A 19726-nucleotide genomic window follows, 5' to 3' on the forward strand; every position below is an offset into this window, starting at 1 on the left:
TTACACCCTGTATTTTATATGTTCTAAAAATACACATTCCTCTCTTTTTTCTCAAATAAAAACCTTTTTCTAAATAATAATAAGTTAAACTTGCATCTTCAAAAATATAGAATAAATAGTTATAATTAAACATATATAACAAGAGGCGTAGATTATGAGTGATTTAGTTGAAAAAAGTCAAACTTACAAAAAGATTGAAAAAGCAATTAATTATATAGATGAAAATTTCAAAGATCAGCCTACATTAGAAGAAATCTCAGAACATATTAATATGAGTAAATACCACTTCTCTAGAGTTTTCAAAGAGTATGTGGGAGTAACTCCTATTCAATTTCTTCAAACACTTACATTAAACTATGCAAAAGAACATTTAAAAGAATCAAAATCAATATTAGATAGCTCCCTAGATTTAGGACTTAGTTCAACTAGTAGATTACATGACTTATTTGTAAATATCATTGGGGTAACTCCAAAAGAGTATAAAGAATCAGGTCTTGATGTTGAAATAACTTACGGATATGGTTCCACTCCTTTTGGAGAAGCTTTGATAGCATTTACTAAAAGAGGTATTTGTTATTTAGGTTTTATTGATAATAATGAAGAAGCAGTTTTCTCAAGATTTATGGATGTTTGGGAAAAAGCTACATTAAAAAAAGATGATAAAAAAGCCCATGAGTATCTAAATGATATTTTTCTAAAAAATAAAAAATATGATTTAGTTGTAAAAGGTACTAATTTCCAAATTAATGTTTGGAGAGCTTTAATGAATATTCCCGATGGATTAATTAGTTCATACCAAGATATTGCAGATAAGTTAGAAAAACCAAAAGCAGTACGAGCAGTTGCAAGTGCTATTGGCTCAAATCATATAGGTTTTTTAATTCCATGTCATAGGGTTATTGCAAAAAGTGGAGCTATGAGTGGGTATAGATGGGGAATTCAAAGAAAGAAAATTCTTTTAGCTTATGAAGATTTTAATAAAAAAAAGTAGTAAAGTATTCTTCTTAGGATATTAGAAATACCCTAAGATTTTATGATGTTTATAAATAAACTTTTTAGAGACTTCAAAAAATTCTAACATTATAGAATTCATCTCATCCAACATAGTTTTTTCCATATAAGAATTTGATAACGTAGCCATAATAAATTCCTTTGCGTAAAGATTTATTATATTAAGTTTTATTCAAAATGTAAAGAATATTAAAAAAATTAAATAAGAAAAAAACTTTCTTTAGTAAATAATATTTTACTATTTTTAATTTTTATGATAAAATCTAAAAAAATTAAAAAAGGGAGTTTTATGTTCATTCAATTAAATGATAGAGTTTTCATTAACTTAGCTAAAATCACAAGAACAAAAATTGATCACGTAGAAGATGGAATTAGAGTTAGATTCTACGAAGGTAAAGATCAAGTTGCTAAATCTCATAGATTTGAAGATGTAAAAGCAGCACAAAAATGGCTTAAGAAGATTCTTAAAGGCGCATAATTCTTACAAATAAAAAGTAAAACACTAGTATTTACTTTTTATTTTACAAAAACTACTACAAACAGCACTTCAAAAAACACTTTTAACCCTCTTGCTAATGATAAACTGCTTTTACATATAAAAAGGAGAAAAAATGTTAGCTGAAATAAATGACTTTTTAAATAACCTTATTTGGGGAAATATCTTAATATATTTACTTCCTGCATTAGGTATATTTTTTACAGTTACGTCAAGATTTGTACAATTTAGATACTTCTTTAAGATGTTTAATATCTTAAGAGATACAGTACATGATAAAGAAGGACATATTAGTTCTTTCCAAGCACTTATGTTAAGTGTTGCAGGTAGAGTTGGTGGTGGTAACATCGCTGGTGTTGCTGTTGCAATTACATTAGGTGGTCCAGGGGCAGTATTCTGGATGTGGATTATTGGACTTATTGGTATGAGTACAAGTTTCTTTGAGTGTTCGCTTGCTCAATTATACAAAGAAAAAGATGGGGAAGATTCTTGTGTATATAGAGGAGGGCCAGCTTATTATGTTACTAAAGCATTAGGTCAAAGATGGATTGGTATTATCATCTCTATATTATTAATGTTTACATTTGGGTTTGCTTTTAATGCAACACAATCATTTATTATTTCAACTTCATTTGAAGCATCATTTGCTATTCCTACTTGGATTACAGGTGTTGTATTAACTCTTGCATTTGGTATCGCTATTTTTGGTGGTATTAAAAGAATTACAAAACTTTCAGAAGTAATTGTTCCTGTTATGGCTGTTGGATACTTATTAATTGCAATCGTTGTAATTGCATTAAACTTAAGTGAAATTCCAGGCTTAATCTCTATGATTGTTAATGAAGCATTTAATCCTTCTTCTGCTATTGGTGGTGGTATTGGTGCTGTTATTTTACAAGGTGCTAAAAGAGGTATGTTCTCAAATGAGGCAGGTCTAGGTTCAGCTCCAAACGTTGCAGCAGTTGCTTACGTAGCGCATCCAGTTCAACAAGGTATTGTTCAATCATTCTCTGTATTTATTGATACTATTATTTTATGTTCTTGTACTGCATTCATCATTCTTTTATCAGGTGTTTATACTCCAGGTGCAGAAGGTGTTCAAGGTGTATTATTAACTCAAAATGCTTTAATTGAGCATATTGGACCATTTGGTGGATACTTTGTAACGGTTGCATTATTCTTATTTGGATTCTCTTCAATGTTATATAACTACTACTTGGCTGAAAATAGTTTAAACTTTTTCTCAAAAGGAAATGTAACTTTATTTAATGGGTTTAGACTTTTATGTGTTGCTTTAATTATTTGGGGTTCTTTCCAAGATTTAGGTTCTATTTTCTCATTCGCTGATTTATCTATGGGATTATTAGCTGTGATTAATATGGTTGTAATTGCAATTCTTTACAAACCAGTTCTTAAGCTTATTAAAGGTTACGATAGACAACTTAAAGAGGGTAAAAAACCTGTATTAAGATATAACGACTATACAGAATTTAATATCGATAAAGATACTTGGAAAGAAATCGTTGATAATATCAATGACAAAAGATCTAAGGAGTAGGGAGTAAGTTTTCTTACTCTTTATTGAAAAACAATGAGAAAAAAAATAGGTATTATCACAGGTTCAGGTCCTGAAGCTGGTATTGATTTATGGCAAAAGATTTTAGAAGAAAACAAAAACTTTTTACAAGATAAATTTCAGGGGGATTTAGATGCTCCTGATATTACTATCCTTTCTATTCCACAATTAGGTCACTCTATGGAATTAGAAAAGAATTATGATATGGTTTGGCAGACGTTAAAAACAGCTGTTCAAGATATCTGTAAAAAGGTTGATTATTTTGTAATTGCTTGTAATACTTTAAATGTTTACGAAAACAAAATACTAAAAATAGGATTTAAACATAAATTCCTATCAACACTTGATGTTGTGAAAGATTATATTGAAGAGAACAAATTAAAACAAGTTTCTATTATAGGTGCAATGCCTGTATTAGAAATGAAAAAGTTTTCAGTGTTTAAGAGTTTGAATGATACTTTTAATGTGGAAGTTCCTACTAATTTCCAAGAAGTACACAAACTAATTTACGACGTAAAAAAAGAGGGTGGGGAATCCTCTTTCGTTGTAAATAATTTTAAAAATATTGTAGATAAATTAGAATCAAAAGATGTGTTTTTAGCTTGTACAGAGTTACCACTAATTAAGTTAAAATACGAAGAAAAAAATCTTATTGATGTGACACAACTTCTAGCAAAAAAACTGGTTGAAAAGACTTTCTAGTCAGCCAGTTTTTAACTACTTTTAGACATTATAAACTTATATAAGACGAAGGCTAAATATGTTTAATAAAGATGGAATTCCTTTTTTTACTATTATGATTCCTTTTTTAAGTATATTATTTGTAACTTTCTTTGCAACTTCTTACTATTTGAAATTATCGAAAGAGAATTTTGAAGTAGATTTAAAAGAGTTTAGAGAAATATATATTTTAAAAAGCAATAATAAAAAAGAATTAGATTTATTAGTATCAAAAAAAATAGAACAACAAGAGATAAGAGAACAAAAGTTTAAAGATTTTATGATTACTTTAACAGGTGCAATACTTGTTTTTATGGCTTTGTTTTCATTATTGATGATATCAATTATTACTGATGTTGTAAAAAAGTATAAAACCCAAGTACAAAATAAAGAAGCTAAACTTCAAAGCCTTAATAAAACCCTCTCTACAAAAGTAGAGCAGGGTATTGAAGAAGGAAAAGAAAAAGATAAAGCAATGTTTCAACAATCAAGACTTGCAAGGCTTGGAACAATGCTTTCTATGATTGCACATCAATGGAGACAACCTTTAACAGAGTTATCAGGTACATTGATGGAGCTTGAAACTGCTACAAGATTTAAAAAAGTTACAAATGAACATATTCTAAATTCAATTGATAAAAGTGATAAGCTAATTGAGTTTATGTCTAATACAATTGATGATTTTAGAAACTTTTATAAACCAGACAAAAAGAAAGAGAATTTTGATGTTGTAGATGCTTGTAAAAAGGCTATTAATTTAGTAAATGCTTCTTTAGATGAAAGTAAAGTTGTTTTAGAATTGGATGTTCTTCATAATAGGCAAATTAATGGTTATCCAACTGAGTTTGCTCAAGTTATATTAAATCTAATTTCAAATGCTAAAGATATATTAGTTGAGAGAGAAATAGAAAACCCAAGAATCAAAGTAACAATTGATTTTCATGGTTCTTTGTGTATTATTAAAGTATCAGATAATGCAGGTGGATTAAAAGAGGAAAACTATGATTTAATCTTTGATCCATATTTTACAACTAAACACTCATCAAAAGGAACTGGATTAGGACTTTATATTTCAAAACTGATTATTGAGAGAAATATGGGTGGAGAGTTAAGCGTAAAAAATGATGAAGATGGTGCAGTCTTCAAAATAGTAGTACTAGGATAAAAAATGAATGAAAACTTATTAGAAGAATTAAAAAATATTCCAATATTATGTGTTGAAGATGAAGATGGAATTAGAGAAGTTATTGTTGAGACTTTAAAGTATTATTTTGATGAAGTTTATGAGGCTAGAGATGGAAATGAAGCTTATGAAATCTATCAAGATTATAAACCTAAAATAATCCTATCAGATATTCAAATGAAAAACTGTGATGGTATAGAGTTTGTAAAAAAAGTTAGAAAAAATGATTCTCATACTACAATTATTATGCTTACTGCTTATTCTAATGAAGAGTATTTAATGGACTTAATTAATTTAAATATTAATCATTTTATTTTAAAGCCATTAAACTTGAAGAAATTAAATGAAGCATTATTAAAATATATTCAAAAGACTTTAGAGCCAATTGAACTAAGTGAAAATCTAATTTTAGACCTGCAAAAAAGAGAAATCATCTATAAAAATGATGAAAGAGTACTTTTAAGAAAAAGAGAAAAAGAGTTTTTACATCTTTTATATGAAAGAAAGGGTGGAATTCTTAGTTATTCAGAAATTGAAGAAGAGTTATGGGTAGATAAGGAAATGACAACTCATGCCCTAAAATCTTTCATAAAAGACCTAAGATCTAAGCTTCCTGAGAATGTTATAAAGAATGTTCCACAAGAAGGTTACACTTTATTTATAAAAGATTAAGAAAGCACACTTTTTGCATACTTTGATTTTATATGATTTGTTATATAAAATTTATGAGGCAAAACTATGGAAGAGAACTTTAGAATTGAAAAAGATTTTTTAGGTGAAAAAAAGATTGATGCAAATGCTTATTATGGAATACAAACTTTAAGAGCAAAAGAGAATTTTGATATTACAAGAACGGATATTTCTTTATTCCCTAACTTTATCAAATCCCTAGCAAAAGTAAAAAAAGCTTGTGCTTTAACAAACTTTGAGTTAGGAGATTTATCAGATAGACAAAGAGATGCAATTATTCAAGCTTGTAATGAAATAATTGATGGTAAATTTCATGATCAATTTATTGTAGACCCAATCCAAGGTGGAGCTGGAACTTCTACTAACATGAATGCAAATGAAGTTATTGCAAATAGAGCACTAGAAATTCTTGGTGAGAAAAGAAGTACTTACGATGTGATTCATCCTAATAATCATATTAATATGAGTCAATCAACTAATGATGTTTATCCTACAGCTATTAAACTTACATTACACGAACTAATTTATAAATTAAAAGATTCACTTAGATTTTTAAGAGATGCTTTTGATGATAAAGCTATTGAATTTAAAGATGTATTAAAAATGGGAAGAACTCAGCTTCAAGATGCTGTTCCTATGACCTTAGGTCAAGAGTTTAAATCTTATGCGGTTATGATTGATGAAGATATTTTCAGATTAAGAGATTGTCAGGCTTTATTAAAAGAGGTTAATCTTGGAGCTACTGCTATTGGTACGGGAATTAATACAAAAGCAAAATATCAAAGAAAAGTAATTTCAAATTTAAGAGAAGTAACTGGTGTTGATTATGTAACTGCTGGAGATTTAATTGAAGCTACACAAGATACAGGTGCCTTTGTACATATTTCTGGAATCTTAAAAAGAGTTGCTATTAAAATCTCTAAAATTTGTAATGATTTAAGACTTTTAAGTTCAGGACCTCGTGCTGGATTCAATGAAATCAACCTTCCAAAAATGCAACCTGGTTCTTCGATTATGCCAGGTAAAGTAAACCCTGTAATTCCAGAAGTTGTAAATCAAGTTGCCTTTGATGTTATTGGTGCTGATACTGCTATTTCTATTGCTTGTGAAAGTGGTCAGTTACAACTTAATGTATTTGAACCTTTAGTTGCTTATAAACTATTTACATCAATAAATATGATGAGAAGATCATTTTATACACTTGCTGACAAATGTATCAAAGGTATTACTGCAAATGAAGATGTTTGTATGGAAAATATTTTAAACTCTGTAACTTTAGTAACTTGTTTAAATCCAATCTTAGGATATGAAAAAAGTTCAGCAATTGCAAAAGAGGCCTTAGCTACAAATAAAAGAGTATATGATATTGTACTTGAGCAAGAATTATTTACAAAAGAAGAACTTGAAGAACTTCTTCATCCAAAAAATATGGTAAACAACTACGAAGGAAAAAAATAGATGAAAATAACTATTATAAATACTGGTGGAACATTTAATAAAAGATATAATCCAATTAAAGGGCAATTAGAAGTTCCTAGTGATAATATCGCTTTAGATAAAATTATGGCATCTTGTCATAATGTTGATTTTGAAATTAAAAATATTGTTTCAAAAGATAGTTTAGATATGGATGATAATGATAGACAAATTATTACAGATGCTGTAAAATCAAGTGAAAATGAGAAAATAATCATTATTCATGGAACGGATACGGTACATTTAACATCTGCATTTTTAAAAGAACAAATAGATAATAAACAAATCGTATTCACTGGTGCAATGGTTCCAATGAGTTTTGATGAAGTTGAAGCTACCATGAACTTCTCACAAGCTATGGGCTTTCTAAGCTCTGATGTTGAAAATGGTATTTATATTGCAATGCATGGTGTTGTAGTTGACCATACAAAACTAGTTAAAGATAGAACTTTAGGTCAGTTTTTAATCCGAAAATAAATAAGAGTTTAGACTCTTATTTATTAGTTAGCTGTTGAGTCTACAAAAACTCTAGAACTTAATTCTTTGTCAATAGTATACAACCCATAACCATTACCATCTACTAGTTTTATATGATCAATTATTCCTGATACTGTTGCTTCTTCTTCCACTTGTTCTGTTACATACCATTGTAATAAATTATATGTTGCATGGTCTTTATCTTTCATTGCTAAATCTGATAAGTCATTTAAGTTTTTTGTCATTGTTTGTTCGTGCTCAAGTGATTTTTGAAATACATCTAATAGTGAGTTAAATCTTACTTCAACTTCTTGAATTAATGGTAGTTTTATATCAACATTTTGATCTTCTAAATATTTGAAAAGTTTCATTCCATGTGTCACTTCTTCTTGGTATTGAATTAAAAACCAATTTGCTGCTCCATTGAATCCTTCTTTAGAACAATAAGCGCTCATTCCTAAGTATATATATGCAGATTGATACTCTTTATTAAGTTGCTGGATTAACGAATCTTGAAGCTCTTTACTAATCATATTATCTCCTTTTATCTTTATTACTTAATTATAACTAAAAAGGTGTGTTATATATAGTTATTTTATGCTTAATAATAAGAAAATTATTAAAAAATACACAATATTAAGTAGCTATTAATTATTGAATATATATAATAATTACGGTACATAAGATGTATTATATCAATAAAAGGAACGAAAAAATGAATGAATTAATTTCTACATTACAATCAGTAGCAAGTAGTATTTTAGATTTATCTGCTTGGTTTGGATTTGGTGGTTTATAATCAGTAAAAATAAGGGTTTCCTTATTTTTACCTTTAGAATTTGTATTTAATAGAGAATAAAACTTCTCTACCTTTTGTAAATGCTCCGTTGTAAAAGCTAGTAAGTGTTGAACCTGCTGGCACTCTGTTATCTCTATCTAATAAATTATATACATGTAAATTTAATGATAAATCTTTATTTATTTTGTGGTTTATATTAGTATTAATATTTATATTATGATTACTTTTTTTACCATATCTTTGATTAGTTCCACTCTTAATTGAAGCTTCCATTTTACTTATATAATCAACTAGTAATGAATATCTAGTTTTATTATGAATATAAGTAATATCAAATTTTGATAATATTTTTGGAGAAAAATCAGGTCCGTAGTTTTCTGTACTTTTTGCATAGTTTTTAGTTTTTTGAATTGTAATACTAGATGATGTTTCAATATTATAATTAGGTTTATATTTTACTGCAAATTCAAAACCTTTTGTAACTTTATCTCCAATAGATGAAGTTGGTAAATTTTTACCATTTTGTGTAAATAGGCTAATATTTTCTGCTTTATTATAGAATAAAGAAGAGTTTATTTGATATTTTCTTGATAAAAAAAGATAATTTATTTCATTGCTTTTAATTACTTCATATTTTTCTATACTTGAATATGCTAGTTGGTTTGCTTTTCCGTATAAAAATTTCAAATGATTATTTGAATCTATATGATAAACCGCACTAAGTTCTGGTAAGTATTCATTCTTTTCATTTATTTTTTGAGAAATGATTTGATCTAATACTGGGTTACTTAAATCATTATCTTGAGTAAAGTTGATAGTAAAATCATCTCTTGAAGCATGTCTAATCCCTGCATTGAATTCAAATTTATCTGAATAAATATATTGTATTTTAGAGTATATATCTTCTGTTTTAAAAATATATTTTCTTGTATTTGCAATTGTATTGAATGTCCCTTCAAAATCATATGAAGTTCTTTCATATGTAGCACCTAATAAAAAGCGTAATTGTTCATTTAACTTATAGTTTAAATGAAGGTCAATTTGATTTCTCTTATCTTCCGCATGATTATTAACAAGTGATGATGTTGATGATAATATATTTACTTCATTAATATCATAATTTTTTTGAGAAGTTATTAGATTTGCTTTATAACTAAGGTTTTCATTGATTTCATCTTCATATGTAAAGGCTAAAGTTTTTTCTACTTGATCAACATTATTACCTTCTCTATACGTTGGTTCAATATATATTCCATAGTTTGTTTTTGAATATGTGATATCTGTTGTTAAATTTTTATATCTATGTGAAAAATCTACTGTTTTATATTCATTTTCTAGTAGTCCATCTAGTTTTTTATTTGCACTTGGATTCTTATTGTATTCTGTTTGAGTAAATGAGTCTTTTAAATCGCCTTTTATTCCTTCTGTATTAAAAAAACTTGTATTTAACGTAAATCCACCATTTTCTTGTTTGTGATTTATTCTTGCAAATACTTTTTCTTGTCCATTATTACCTTTTCCTAATGTAATAATATTTTTTGCATTAAAATCATTAGTAATAATATTAATAGAACCATACATAGAATTACTTCCATAAGTTACAGCTTGAGGTCCTTTGATAATTTCAATTCTATCAATTGATTCAACAGGTGTAGCAAAAAAGTTTCTATTAGAAGTTCCTGCTCGAGGAATTCTAAGTGGTGAAATAGGGTTATTATTTATCATTAGTTTAAATGATGAACCTAAGCTTCCCCTTGAACCTATTTGGAAGTGCTCAGTATCATCAATAATAAACAGTCCCGGAACATGTTTAAGTAATTCATCTAATGTTGTGTAATTATACTTTTCAATATCTTTTCTAGTTAATACAATAATATTAGCTGGGATATCTTCTATTCTTTGATAGCTCTTTGTTGCTGAATATATTTTGATATCCATTAGCTCTTCTAGTGATAAAGTATCAAGTTCTTCTTTTGGAATATTTTGTGCGAATAATGTATTGATAAATATTATTGAAAATATTAAAATTGATCTCATTTTTTCTCCATTAATGAATTCTTCATAGGGATAGTAATTATAAATTTTGTACCGATGTTTTCTGTACTTGTCATTTCTAATGACCCTTTTAGTTTTTGAATGATTAGGTTATAAACTATGTTTAACCCTAGACCTGTACCACCTGAATTTCTTTTTGTTGTAACAAAAGGTTCAAAGACTTTTTCTTTGATATCTTCATTGATACCTATTCCATTATCTTTATATTCTATTATTAAGTTTTCATCTTTTTCTTCTATGCATACACTAATTTGTGCCTCGCCTTTATAGTTATCAAAACCATGTTTTATTGAGTTTTGAATTAGATTATTAATTATCTGTGAAATTACACCTGGTGAAGTTTTAATAACTAAGTCATCATTAGCTTCTATTGTTACTTTTGCTGGAACTAATTTCAATTTATTATGATTTGTCAGAAACACTTCTTCAATATAATCTTTTATTTGAATCTCTCTTATATCATTTGTTACTTGATCTACTGAAATTTGTTTGAAACTTTTGATTAGTCCTGATGCATAATGTAATGTTCTTGATAATAAAGAAGATGTTTCATTTATTACATCAAGCCTTCTTTGCATAGTTGATTTTTTTAATGTCCCATCATTAAACTCTTCTACTAAAGCTTGTGTTTCTTTAGTAATAACAGAACTTCCTGTAATGGCATTTCCTAAAGGCGTATTTACTTCATGTGCTATTCCACTAACTAGGTTTCCAAGTGCAGATAGTTTTTCAGACTCAATTAGTTTTTGTTGAGTTTGTTGTAAATCAATTAAACTCTCTTCTAATTGCACAGTTTTAGTATTAAGTTCTTTTGTTCTAATATTTACTTGTAATTCAAGATTATTAGTAAGGTTCTCAGTATCTTTTACCAAAGAATTAAAAGCTTTATACAGTGAGCCAATTTCATTTTTTGAGTTATAACTTACTCTTGTTCCATAGTTTTGAGTTGATGCTATTTCTTCTGCTGTACTTGCAAGTGAAAGTATTGGTTTTAATAAGTAGTTACTTAAAAATATTGATATTGCATAAATTAAAAGTAATAAGACACAAGCAAATAATATAACCTCTGAAAATAGTTTTTTTAGAAGTTTTGTAATAATTGCAGTTGATTTTTCTAAGTATAGAGTTCCGTACTCAATATTGTTATGTTTTAAAGGAACACTTATTTTTAGTATTCCATAGTTTAAAAACTCTTCTTTTTTACTTACTAGATGTACTTCCTTTATATCTATTTGAGCAATTTCTCTAATATCTAAAGGATTATATTCAGAGAAAATATCTCCTTGATTATCAAATATAATTACCCTTTGAATATTGTTATCACTTTTTAATTTCTCTAAGTTTTCTTTTGCTCCATCCATATCTCTAAATACTAAAGCAGATACAGAGAAGTCAGCTAATAAATTTGCTTGAATTAATGAGTTTTGAATAAAACTATTTTTTTCTTGTTTTATATTTGAAGTAAAATTGAAGTATGAAACAACAATTATTACAATAGAACTAATTGCAATAAAAGTTAGAATTAATTGAGTTTTGATTGATAAGCTAATAGTTTTCATATTACTTCTCAACCTTTACAATTTTTGCAAGTTTCAAGATTTTATAACTAGCTTTTAGTTGAGCATTTTCAAGAGCTTGTTGATTGATTACAAACTTAATACGTTTATTTTTATAATAAAAACCTAAATGCATTCCTTGATAAACATCATTTGCAGATTCTGTAATAATTAAAACTGGATCTTTTTTAATTTTATTAATTATTTTATCAATCTCTTTTGTAGAGTCTTCTGTAAAATAAAGTAAATTTATTTTTTGATTTTTTATATCTTTGTAATTTCTAATATTAACAACTTCAATAGGTAAATCATGGATAGACTTACCCTCATAAGCTTCAATCATATCATTTCGAAGTTGTTTGTTTTTATAAATACCAATTATAAACTCTTCATTTAATGAAGGCCACTGTATAAACTGAGTTATTCTCTCAATTAGTGATATTTTAATTGGATTGGAGCCCAATATGGTTGTGCTTAATAATAAAGCAATGATTAGTGATTTTTTTAAAAAACTAAACATGAGACTATTTTAATTCACTTTCAGGTTTTCCAAAATAATAACCTTGTGCATAATCTATACCAAGTTCTTTTATTTCTTCAAATACTTCTTTTGAGTGAACAAACTCTGCAACAGTTTTTACATTAATCTTACTTGTATAAGATAATATTGATTGAGCTACATATTTTGAATATTTATTTGTATCTATATCTTTAATAAAACTTCCATCAATTTTAACACTATCAATATCTAAATATTTTAATTGAGAGAAGTTAGAGTATTCAACACCAAAATCATCAATACTTAATAAGAATCCTAACTCTCTTAGTTTTGTAAGATTTTTAAGTGCTTGGATATTTTTGCTAATACTCTCTTCTTCTAATATTTCTAAAGAGATTCTATTTGTTTGTATATTATATTTTTCGCAATAAGACATTAGCATATTTGCAAAATCTGTATTCATTAAATCATGGTCTGTAATATTTACTGAAAAATCAAGATCATTGTTTTCAAATTTCTTACAAGCTTGTTCAAATACTATTTTTGTAATTTGTGTTAAAAGCCCTGCGTTCCTAGCCGCTCCTAAAAAGTGAAAAGGAGAATATACTTCATCTTCATAAACTAATCTAACTAAAGTTTCATATTTCACTATTTTCTGAGTTTTACATTCAACTATAGGTTGAAAATATGTGATGATATTATCTGAGTTAATAGCTTTTGTTAATCTTTTTGACCAAAGTAAATTATTGTTAATTACTTTGATTGTATTTAACTCTTCTGAATAAAATTCAATTTTATTATCTTGTTTCTGTCTTGATGCAAAAACAGCAATTTCAGCTTTTTGTAGTAAGTTGTTATGAGGATTATTAGCTATTCCTATACTAATATTGATTAATAGAGTTAAATCGTCAATATTAAACTCTTTATTTACTAAAACATTTTTGATTTTTAAAGCAGTTTTTAATAAAAAATCATCTGATTTATTTTGATATAACAATACAAAATTATCAGATTCTATTCTATACATTAGTTTTGTATCTAAGTTACTTTCATTTAATATTTTTGCAACTTTTTTAAGAATTGAATCTCCTATTGTATATCCATAAGCATTGTTTATTGTGCTAAAAGAATCAATATCTATTAGAAGTAAACCTACATTATCTAATTTTTCTAAGTCTTGATATAGTTTTTCTCTTGAATAAAGATTTGTTATAGGGTCAGTAATTAGGTGGTGATATAATTCATCAGTCTTTTTTTGTAATTCACTTAACTGTTTATATTGTGCAAGTGCAGTTCTTGCTGTTGTATAAAGTTTTGTAGTTGTTAATTCTGTTTTTTCTTTGTAGTCATTTATATCATATAAATTTATTATCTCTTCTTCTGGAGCATAACCTGGCTGTCCAGTTCTTATAATAATACGTATTAATTTATTATCTAATTCATTTCTAATATGCTCGATTACTTTAATTCCTGCATCATTTGATTCCATTACAATGTCTAGTAATACAAATGAAAAATCATTGTTTTGAGATAAAATTTCTTTTGCTTCATTTGAATTATATGCAGAGACAAGATTTAACTTTTTATTATCAAATTGGAAATCATGTAAAGCTAGTTTTGTTACAGCATGGACTTCATGATCATCATCAATAATTAGAACTGACCAAGTTGTATCACTAATGATTTCATATTCAGGTTCTTCACTTGCAAAGATTAATTCATTGTCATTCATTTAAAATCCATATATTTTTATTTTTATCTGTAATTTAAGCACTAAAAACTATATAAAGTTAGTATTATATACAGATGAATGGTATTTTGATTTAAAATATCAATTTCATTATAGGAAATAAAAAGTTATTTTTCTATTAATTTTATTATAAAATTGAATATAATTGTTATATTATCCATTACATAGTATTATTAATGGATAAATAATGTTTTAAATCTATTAATTATTTAGAGTAGTATATTTAGTTATAATACTTGTAGGAAGCACTAGATCAAAAAAAGATATAAGAAATGAATCTAAAAAATGAAAAACAGTTACTTTTAGTAATTCGTTATACTTTACCTATATTTATATTATTTTTATCAATATGTATTACTACATTTTTATATTACGAGAATAAATCAAGTTTTGAAAAAATGAAAAAAAATACTGAAGAGAAGTTTATTTCTGATAAAAAAGAAATAGTCAAAAATCAAGTGGAAAATATTTATAAATACATAATTTCAGAGCAAGTTGATACAGAGAATGCTTTGAGACAATCCTTAATTAAACGTATTCATGAATCTCATAAAAATATCCAAAATATTTATAATCAATACAAAAACACTATGAACAAAGAAGAACTTAGGGTTCTGATTAAAACAACAATTAAAGATATTAGATTTAATAGTGGAAGAGGTTACTTTTTTGTTTATGATAAAAATGCTATAACTCAAATACACTCCCTTTTACCAGCACTTGAGGGTAAAAATTTAATTGATTATCAAGATAGTAAAGGAACTTTTGTATTAAGAGAGAGTTTAGAACTTCTAAAAAATAAAGATGAATCATATCAAGAGTGGTATTGGCGTAAGTCACCAGAGGATATGACAGACTATAGAAAAATTGGATTTGTTAAAAATATATATGAATTAGATTGGTTTATAGGTTCAGGCGAGTATTTAGATGATTTTGAAAAAGATATCCAAAAAAAAGTTTTATCACAAATTAGTAAATTTAAATTTGGTGAAAATGGTTATTTAGTTGTAATAGATAAAAATAATACTTATTTAAATCATGCAAAAAAAGAACTTATTGGTAAAAATGTCATAAATAAATTAAATAAGTGGAATAAAACTGACATTATGAATAAAACAAGAGAACTTAGTAAGAATGGTGGAGGGTTTATTACTTTAAACTATTCTAAACCAAATACTAATATTCCTGTAACAAAAATTAGTTTTACTAAATATGTTGAAAACTGGGATTGGATTATTACTACTGGTTTTTATAAAGAAGATGTTGATGTTTTAATTAAAGAGCAAGAAGTTATTTTGGAAGAACAATATTCACAAAATTTACAAAAAGTATTTATTTTTGCACTTTTTATTACTTCGGTATTGTTACTTATTACATATTTTATTTCTATTATTATTGAGAAAAAATTCAAAAGTTACAAAGATGATATAAAACATCATATAAAAGAGAATCAAAAACAATATGAACTACTAGCTCAAAAATCAAAACTTGCAGCTATGGGTGAGATGATGGAAAATATTGCTCATCAATGGAGACAGCCATTATCTTTGATTACAACAGCAGCAAGTGGTATAAAGTTTCAAAAAGAGTTAGATATTTTAAGTGATGAAATGTTGAATGATTCAATTGATAGTATTGGTCACTCTGCTAATCATTTATCTGAAACAATCGAAGACTTTAGAGATTTCTTTAAACCAAATAAAGAAAAATCATTTTTTAAATTAGGTGATTGTATATATAAAACATTTAAGCTTTTATCTTCTCAAATTCAAAATAAAGAAATTGAAATAATAGAAGAAATTGATAATATTGAAATAGATAGTTTTGAGCGAGAGTTATTACAAGTTTTATTAAATATTATCAATAATGCCAAAGATGCGTTATCTAAAATAGAAGAAGAAAAGTATATTTTTATCAAAATATATAAAACAGAAGAAGATGCAGTTATTGAAATAAAAGATAATGCAGGTGGTATAAAAGAAAATATAATTGAGAGAATTTTTGAACCATATTTTACTACAAAACATAAAAGCCAAGGAACAGGTTTAGGGCTTTATATGTCTGAAGAGATTGTATCTAGACATATGGAAGGTTCATTAGAAGTTGAGAATAGTGAATACGAATATAAAGGTAATAGTTTTAGAGGTGCCTTATTTACTATTAAATTACCACTTAAATAAATAGAGTTAAATACAAGTAATGTTCTTACTTAAAAGTAAAATAACCAATATTTAGATAAAATGGCAAAAAATTAAATTAGGATATTTTATATGGCAATTTATACATGTGGACATACTACGCCTGATTCAGATTCAATCTGTTCAGCAATTTCATTAGCTTATTTATTAAACAAAATTGGAAGAGAAGCAATTCCAGCTAGACAAGGTGAACCAAACCCAGAAACTAAATTTATTTTAGAAAAATTTGGATTTGAAGCACCTCTTCTTAAAACTCAATTTGCTGGAGAAGAGTTATTCATTACTGATTATTCAGACAAAGGTCAAGCACCTGCTGATATTGATGAATCTACAGTTGTTGGTATTGTTGATCACCATAAATTAGGTGACATTACTACTTCTGCTCCTTTAGAGTGTTGGATTAGACCTGTTGGTTGTACTAATACAATTGTTAAAGAGATGTATGATTACCATGGTGTAGAAATTCCTGCAGATATTGCTGGAATCATGATGTGTGCAATTCTTTCTGATACAGTTATTTTCAAATCTCCTACATGTACTGATATTGATATCAAAGTTGTTAGAGAATTAGCTGAGATTTGTGGTGTTGAAGATTTTGGTGCTTTAGGTATGGAAATGTTCAAAGTAAAATCACAAGTTGAAGGTGTATCTGCTAGAGACTTAATTTTAAGAGATTATAAACCATTTGATATGCATGGAAATCAAGTAGGAATTGGACAATTAGAAGTTGTTGATTTAGCTATTTTTGATTCAATCAAAGACGACTTAGAATCTGACTTAGAAGATTTAAGAGTAGAGCATAACTTACATACTGCTTGTTTATTATTAACAGACATTATGAAAGAAGGATCTGAAGTAATCGTAGCATCTGCTGATAACTCAATCTTCGAAAATGCATTTGATGTTCAATTAGAAGATGGTAAAGTTTGGTTAGATGGTTGTCTATCTAGAAAAAAACAAATTATTCCTTTCTTAGAACCTGCATTCGCATAAATTTTATAAATAATCCCACTCTTGGGATTATTTGATTTTACTTCATTAAAATAATTTATAATAATTATAAGTTATTTGATTCCAATCAATATCTACAATATAATAATTTGATACAATAACCTTAAATAATTAAATAAGGGCTCCCATGAAATTATTAAATGTACTTGTTCTTGCATCACTTTTTAACTTCGCTAATGCTGACTTAATAAGAGTTAGTGATAATGTTATAAAAGATACAAAAACAAACTTTTTATGGCAAGATTCAAAAGAAGCAAAAACACAAAGAAGAAGTTTTGAAGAAGCAAAAGCTTATTGTCAAAATTTAGAACTAGATGGAAAAACTAAGTGGGAAATGCCAAGTTTCCTTGCTGCATTTTCAATTGTTAATACAAAAGTATATAATCCAACACTATCTAAAGAGTTTAAAAACTATGTTTCTGATAACTACTGGACTACAAAAACATTTAGTCATGCAATGAGTAAAGAAGCATTTGTTGTAGACTATAAGTCTGGAGCATTTAATAGAAAGCTTATGGAAGATAAGTTTTATGTAAGATGTTTTGAGGATTTGAATAAATAAAAATTCACAATCTTCCTTTCAATTTGTAATATAATTTATGTATCTTATTTTTTTGTTGTAAAATACTAAAAAAAATAGGATATATAATGGCTGAACAACTAAAAGAACTATTCTCCAAAGATTTTATAGAATTTATTGCTCTAAAAACAAAAGAGTATTATCCTTCTTTTGAAGCAAAAAACTTTCAAAAAACTATTATCAATGACAATTGGAAAAACTTAGAATTAAAAGAGCGAATGCGATTGATTGCAGTTGTTTTTAATGATTTTCTTCCTCTTCCTTACGCTGAGCAACTTGAAATTCTAAATAAAGTAAAAATAGATTTATCATACAAAGACTCAATGGGTTTACAATCAATGATTTTTCAAGACTTCGTTGAGGTTTTTGGATTAGATGATTATGATAATTCTATAAAAGCTTTAGAGTCTTTTACAATTGATTCAAGTTCTGAGTTTGCTATTAGACAATTTATTTTAAAATATGAAGATAAAACAATGTCTCAAATGCATACTTGGGCACTAAGTGAAAATGAACATATTAGAAGATTAGCTACAGAAGGATGTAGACCTAGATTACCTTGGGCAATTGCCTTACCTATTTTTAAAAATGATCCATCAAAAGTATTAGAAATAATTGAAGTTCTAAAATTTGATAAAAGTAAATATGTACAAAAATCAGTAGCTAATAATCTAAATGATATATCTAAAGACAATGCCCAAATTGTAATTGATTTTGTGAAAAATAATCTAGGACAAACAAAAGACTTAGATTGGATATGTAAACATGCAAGTAGGACTTTACTTAAAAAAGGAGATAAACAAATACTTCCTTTATTTGGTTTTGGTGACTCTTCTCATGTAAATATTACAAATTTACAATATCATGATAGTCTAAGTTTTGGAGATGATTTTATTTTTGATTTTACTTTAAATAGTGAAGATAACTTAGGTAATCTAAGAGTTGAGTATGGAATACATTATAAAAAAGCCAATGGAAGCCACTCCAAAAAAGTATTTATGATTAGTCAAAATAATATAAATGAAAAAGAAAAAAGTTTTAGGAAAAAACAAAGCTTTAAAAATATGACTACTAGAAAACATTACTCAGGTGAGCATTATATTAGTATCATTATAAATGGAATAGAAAAAGAAAAAGGGAGTTTTTATCTAAATGACACCAGCAATTAATTTATTAAAAAAGAATAAGTGTGACTACAAAGTTCACAAATATGACCATGATCCAGAGAATACAAACTTTGGATTAGAAGCAGCAGAAAAATTAAATCTAAATGAGAAACAAGTATTTAAAACTTTATTAGTTGAACTTAGTCCCAAAGAGTTAGCAGTTGCGATAATTCCTGTATCAAATCAACTAAGTCTAAAAGAAATTGCAAGTGCTTTAAAATCAAAAAAAGCAATAATGGCAAATAAAGACGAAGCTCAAAAAGTAACTGGTTATTTACTTGGGGGTATTTCTCCCTTAGGGCAGAAAAAAAGATTAAGAACAGTTCTTGATAAAAGTGCAAATGACTTTGAAACTATTTTTGTAAGTGGCGGAAAAAGGGGTTTAGATATAGAAGTTAAACCAAAGGATTTAATCAAATTATTAAATGCTTGTTACTATAAGGTTACAGCCCAATAACAAATAATTTTATAAAATACAAAAGT

At 26.8% G+C, this 19726-nt stretch carries 19 protein-coding genes; 13 read left to right on the forward strand and 6 right to left on the reverse strand.

Annotation, left to right across the window (positions count from 1 at the left end; all coding sequences use genetic code 11):
* Positions 1-154 precede the first annotated feature (154 nt).
* Positions 155-991: a bifunctional helix-turn-helix domain-containing protein/methylated-DNA--[protein]-cysteine S-methyltransferase gene (locus ALEK_RS05795; protein WP_071626095.1), complete on the forward strand. Its 837-nt coding sequence runs from the start codon at positions 155-157 to the stop codon at positions 989-991.
* A 21-nt stretch (positions 992-1012) separates the two neighbouring features.
* Here the strand turns inward: ALEK_RS05795 and ALEK_RS17640 are convergent, their stop codons facing one another.
* Entirely contained in the window at positions 1013-1141 is a 129-nt protein-coding gene (locus ALEK_RS17640) for a hypothetical protein (protein WP_265734113.1), read from the reverse strand.
* A 159-nt stretch (positions 1142-1300) separates the two neighbouring features.
* Here ALEK_RS17640 and ALEK_RS05800 point away from each other — a divergent pair, with 159 nt between their 5' ends.
* From ALEK_RS05800 to ALEK_RS05830, 7 genes are all read left to right on the forward strand, one after another.
* A complete protein-coding gene (locus ALEK_RS05800; RefSeq protein ID WP_071626094.1) occupies positions 1301-1489 on the forward strand; it encodes a sodium-dependent tyrosine transporter in 189 nt (62 codons plus the stop codon).
* Positions 1490-1622: 133 nt separating this feature from the next.
* On the forward strand, positions 1623-3065 hold the full coding sequence (locus ALEK_RS05805) for an alanine/glycine:cation symporter family protein (protein ID WP_071626093.1): 1443 nt from the start codon (positions 1623-1625) through the stop codon (positions 3063-3065).
* A 33-nt stretch (positions 3066-3098) separates the two neighbouring features.
* Entirely contained in the window at positions 3099-3785 is a 687-nt protein-coding gene (locus tag ALEK_RS05810; RefSeq protein WP_071626092.1) for an aspartate/glutamate racemase family protein, read from the forward strand.
* 58 nt (positions 3786-3843) lie between these two features.
* The gene (locus ALEK_RS05815) at positions 3844-4968 is read left to right on the forward strand and encodes a sensor histidine kinase (RefSeq protein ID WP_071626091.1); all 1125 of its coding nucleotides are present in this window, start codon (positions 3844-3846) and stop codon (positions 4966-4968) included.
* Between the two features lie 3 nt (positions 4969-4971).
* Entirely contained in the window at positions 4972-5658 is a 687-nt protein-coding gene (locus ALEK_RS05820; RefSeq protein WP_071626090.1) for a response regulator transcription factor, read from the forward strand.
* A 66-nt stretch (positions 5659-5724) separates the two neighbouring features.
* A complete protein-coding gene (gene aspA / locus ALEK_RS05825) occupies positions 5725-7134 on the forward strand; it encodes an aspartate ammonia-lyase (RefSeq protein WP_071626089.1) in 1410 nt (469 codons plus the stop codon).
* On the forward strand, positions 7135-7629 hold the full coding sequence (locus ALEK_RS05830; RefSeq protein ID WP_071626088.1) for an asparaginase domain-containing protein: 495 nt from the start codon (positions 7135-7137) through the stop codon (positions 7627-7629). It abuts the gene before it with no gap.
* A gap of 23 nt (positions 7630-7652) precedes the next feature.
* Here the strand turns inward: ALEK_RS05830 and ALEK_RS05835 are convergent, their stop codons facing one another.
* The 5 genes from ALEK_RS05835 to ALEK_RS05855 all read right to left on the reverse strand — a co-directional run bounded on the left by ALEK_RS05835 (position 7653) and on the right by ALEK_RS05855 (position 14270).
* A complete protein-coding gene (locus ALEK_RS05835; protein WP_071626087.1) occupies positions 7653-8162 on the reverse strand; it encodes a ferritin in 510 nt (169 codons plus the stop codon).
* 299 nt (positions 8163-8461) lie between these two features.
* On the reverse strand, positions 8462-10465 hold the full coding sequence (locus tag ALEK_RS05840; protein ID WP_071626086.1) for a TonB-dependent receptor plug domain-containing protein: 2004 nt from the start codon (positions 10463-10465) through the stop codon (positions 8462-8464).
* Complete coding sequence (locus ALEK_RS05845) at positions 10462-12042, reverse strand: ATP-binding protein (protein ID WP_071626085.1); 1581 nt, start codon at positions 12040-12042, stop codon at positions 10462-10464. Before ALEK_RS05845 ends, ALEK_RS05840 begins: the two co-directional genes overlap by 4 nt.
* A 1-nt stretch (position 12043) precedes the next feature.
* Positions 12044-12559, reverse strand: coding sequence for a YfiR family protein (locus tag ALEK_RS05850; protein ID WP_083574596.1), 516 nt, complete (start codon positions 12557-12559; stop codon positions 12044-12046).
* Positions 12560-12563: 4 nt separating this feature from the next.
* Positions 12564-14270, reverse strand: a complete 1707-nt coding sequence (locus ALEK_RS05855; protein WP_071626083.1) for a two-component system response regulator — start codon at positions 14268-14270, stop codon at positions 12564-12566.
* 290 nt (positions 14271-14560) lie between these two features.
* On the opposite strand from ALEK_RS05855, the gene ALEK_RS05860 reads away from it, so the two are divergent.
* The 5 genes from ALEK_RS05860 (at position 14561) to ybaK (ending at position 19700) form a co-directional block, all read left to right on the forward strand.
* Positions 14561-16468: a sensor histidine kinase gene (locus ALEK_RS05860; RefSeq protein WP_071626082.1), complete on the forward strand. Its 1908-nt coding sequence runs from the start codon at positions 14561-14563 to the stop codon at positions 16466-16468.
* Positions 16469-16558: 90 nt separating this feature from the next.
* A complete protein-coding gene (locus ALEK_RS05865; protein WP_071626081.1) occupies positions 16559-17479 on the forward strand; it encodes a manganese-dependent inorganic pyrophosphatase in 921 nt (306 codons plus the stop codon).
* Positions 17480-17624: 145 nt separating this feature from the next.
* Positions 17625-18059, forward strand: coding sequence for an Lcl domain-containing protein (locus ALEK_RS05870; RefSeq protein ID WP_071626080.1), 435 nt, complete (start codon positions 17625-17627; stop codon positions 18057-18059).
* An 86-nt stretch (positions 18060-18145) separates the two neighbouring features.
* Positions 18146-19246: a DNA alkylation repair protein gene (locus ALEK_RS05875; protein ID WP_071626079.1), complete on the forward strand. Its 1101-nt coding sequence runs from the start codon at positions 18146-18148 to the stop codon at positions 19244-19246.
* Positions 19230-19700 (forward strand): Cys-tRNA(Pro) deacylase, encoded by a 471-nt coding sequence (gene ybaK / locus ALEK_RS05880; protein ID WP_071626078.1) that lies wholly within the window; start codon positions 19230-19232, stop codon positions 19698-19700. The genes ALEK_RS05875 and ybaK overlap by 17 nt, the downstream gene beginning before the upstream one ends.
* Positions 19701-19726: the final 26 nt, after the last annotated feature.

Source organism: Poseidonibacter lekithochrous, from assembly GCF_013283835.1.
Classification (GTDB): Bacteria; Campylobacterota; Campylobacteria; order Campylobacterales; family Arcobacteraceae; genus Poseidonibacter; species Poseidonibacter lekithochrous.

Coding starts and splice junctions, on each gene's coding strand:
- ALEK_RS05795 (WP_071626095.1), top strand. CDS start 155: ATGAGTGATTTAGTTGAAAAAAGTCAAACTTACAAAAAGATTGAAAAA.
- ALEK_RS17640 (WP_265734113.1), bottom strand. CDS start 1,141: ATGGCTACGTTATCAAATTCTTATATGGAAAAAACTATGTTGGATGAG.
- ALEK_RS05800 (WP_071626094.1), top strand. CDS start 1,301: ATGTTCATTCAATTAAATGATAGAGTTTTCATTAACTTAGCTAAAATC.
- ALEK_RS05805 (WP_071626093.1), top strand. CDS start 1,623: ATGTTAGCTGAAATAAATGACTTTTTAAATAACCTTATTTGGGGAAAT.
- ALEK_RS05810 (WP_071626092.1), top strand. CDS start 3,099: ATGAGAAAAAAAATAGGTATTATCACAGGTTCAGGTCCTGAAGCTGGT.
- ALEK_RS05815 (WP_071626091.1), top strand. CDS start 3,844: ATGTTTAATAAAGATGGAATTCCTTTTTTTACTATTATGATTCCTTTT.
- ALEK_RS05820 (WP_071626090.1), top strand. CDS start 4,972: ATGAATGAAAACTTATTAGAAGAATTAAAAAATATTCCAATATTATGT.
- aspA (WP_071626089.1), top strand. CDS start 5,725: ATGGAAGAGAACTTTAGAATTGAAAAAGATTTTTTAGGTGAAAAAAAG.
- ALEK_RS05830 (WP_071626088.1), top strand. CDS start 7,135: ATGAAAATAACTATTATAAATACTGGTGGAACATTTAATAAAAGATAT.
- ALEK_RS05835 (WP_071626087.1), bottom strand. CDS start 8,162: ATGATTAGTAAAGAGCTTCAAGATTCGTTAATCCAGCAACTTAATAAA.
- ALEK_RS05840 (WP_071626086.1), bottom strand. CDS start 10,465: ATGAGATCAATTTTAATATTTTCAATAATATTTATCAATACATTATTC.
- ALEK_RS05845 (WP_071626085.1), bottom strand. CDS start 12,042: ATGAAAACTATTAGCTTATCAATCAAAACTCAATTAATTCTAACTTTT.
- ALEK_RS05850 (WP_083574596.1), bottom strand. CDS start 12,559: ATGTTTAGTTTTTTAAAAAAATCACTAATCATTGCTTTATTATTAAGC.
- ALEK_RS05855 (WP_071626083.1), bottom strand. CDS start 14,270: ATGAATGACAATGAATTAATCTTTGCAAGTGAAGAACCTGAATATGAA.
- ALEK_RS05860 (WP_071626082.1), top strand. CDS start 14,561: ATGAATCTAAAAAATGAAAAACAGTTACTTTTAGTAATTCGTTATACT.
- ALEK_RS05865 (WP_071626081.1), top strand. CDS start 16,559: ATGGCAATTTATACATGTGGACATACTACGCCTGATTCAGATTCAATC.
- ALEK_RS05870 (WP_071626080.1), top strand. CDS start 17,625: ATGAAATTATTAAATGTACTTGTTCTTGCATCACTTTTTAACTTCGCT.
- ALEK_RS05875 (WP_071626079.1), top strand. CDS start 18,146: ATGGCTGAACAACTAAAAGAACTATTCTCCAAAGATTTTATAGAATTT.
- ybaK (WP_071626078.1), top strand. CDS start 19,230: ATGACACCAGCAATTAATTTATTAAAAAAGAATAAGTGTGACTACAAA.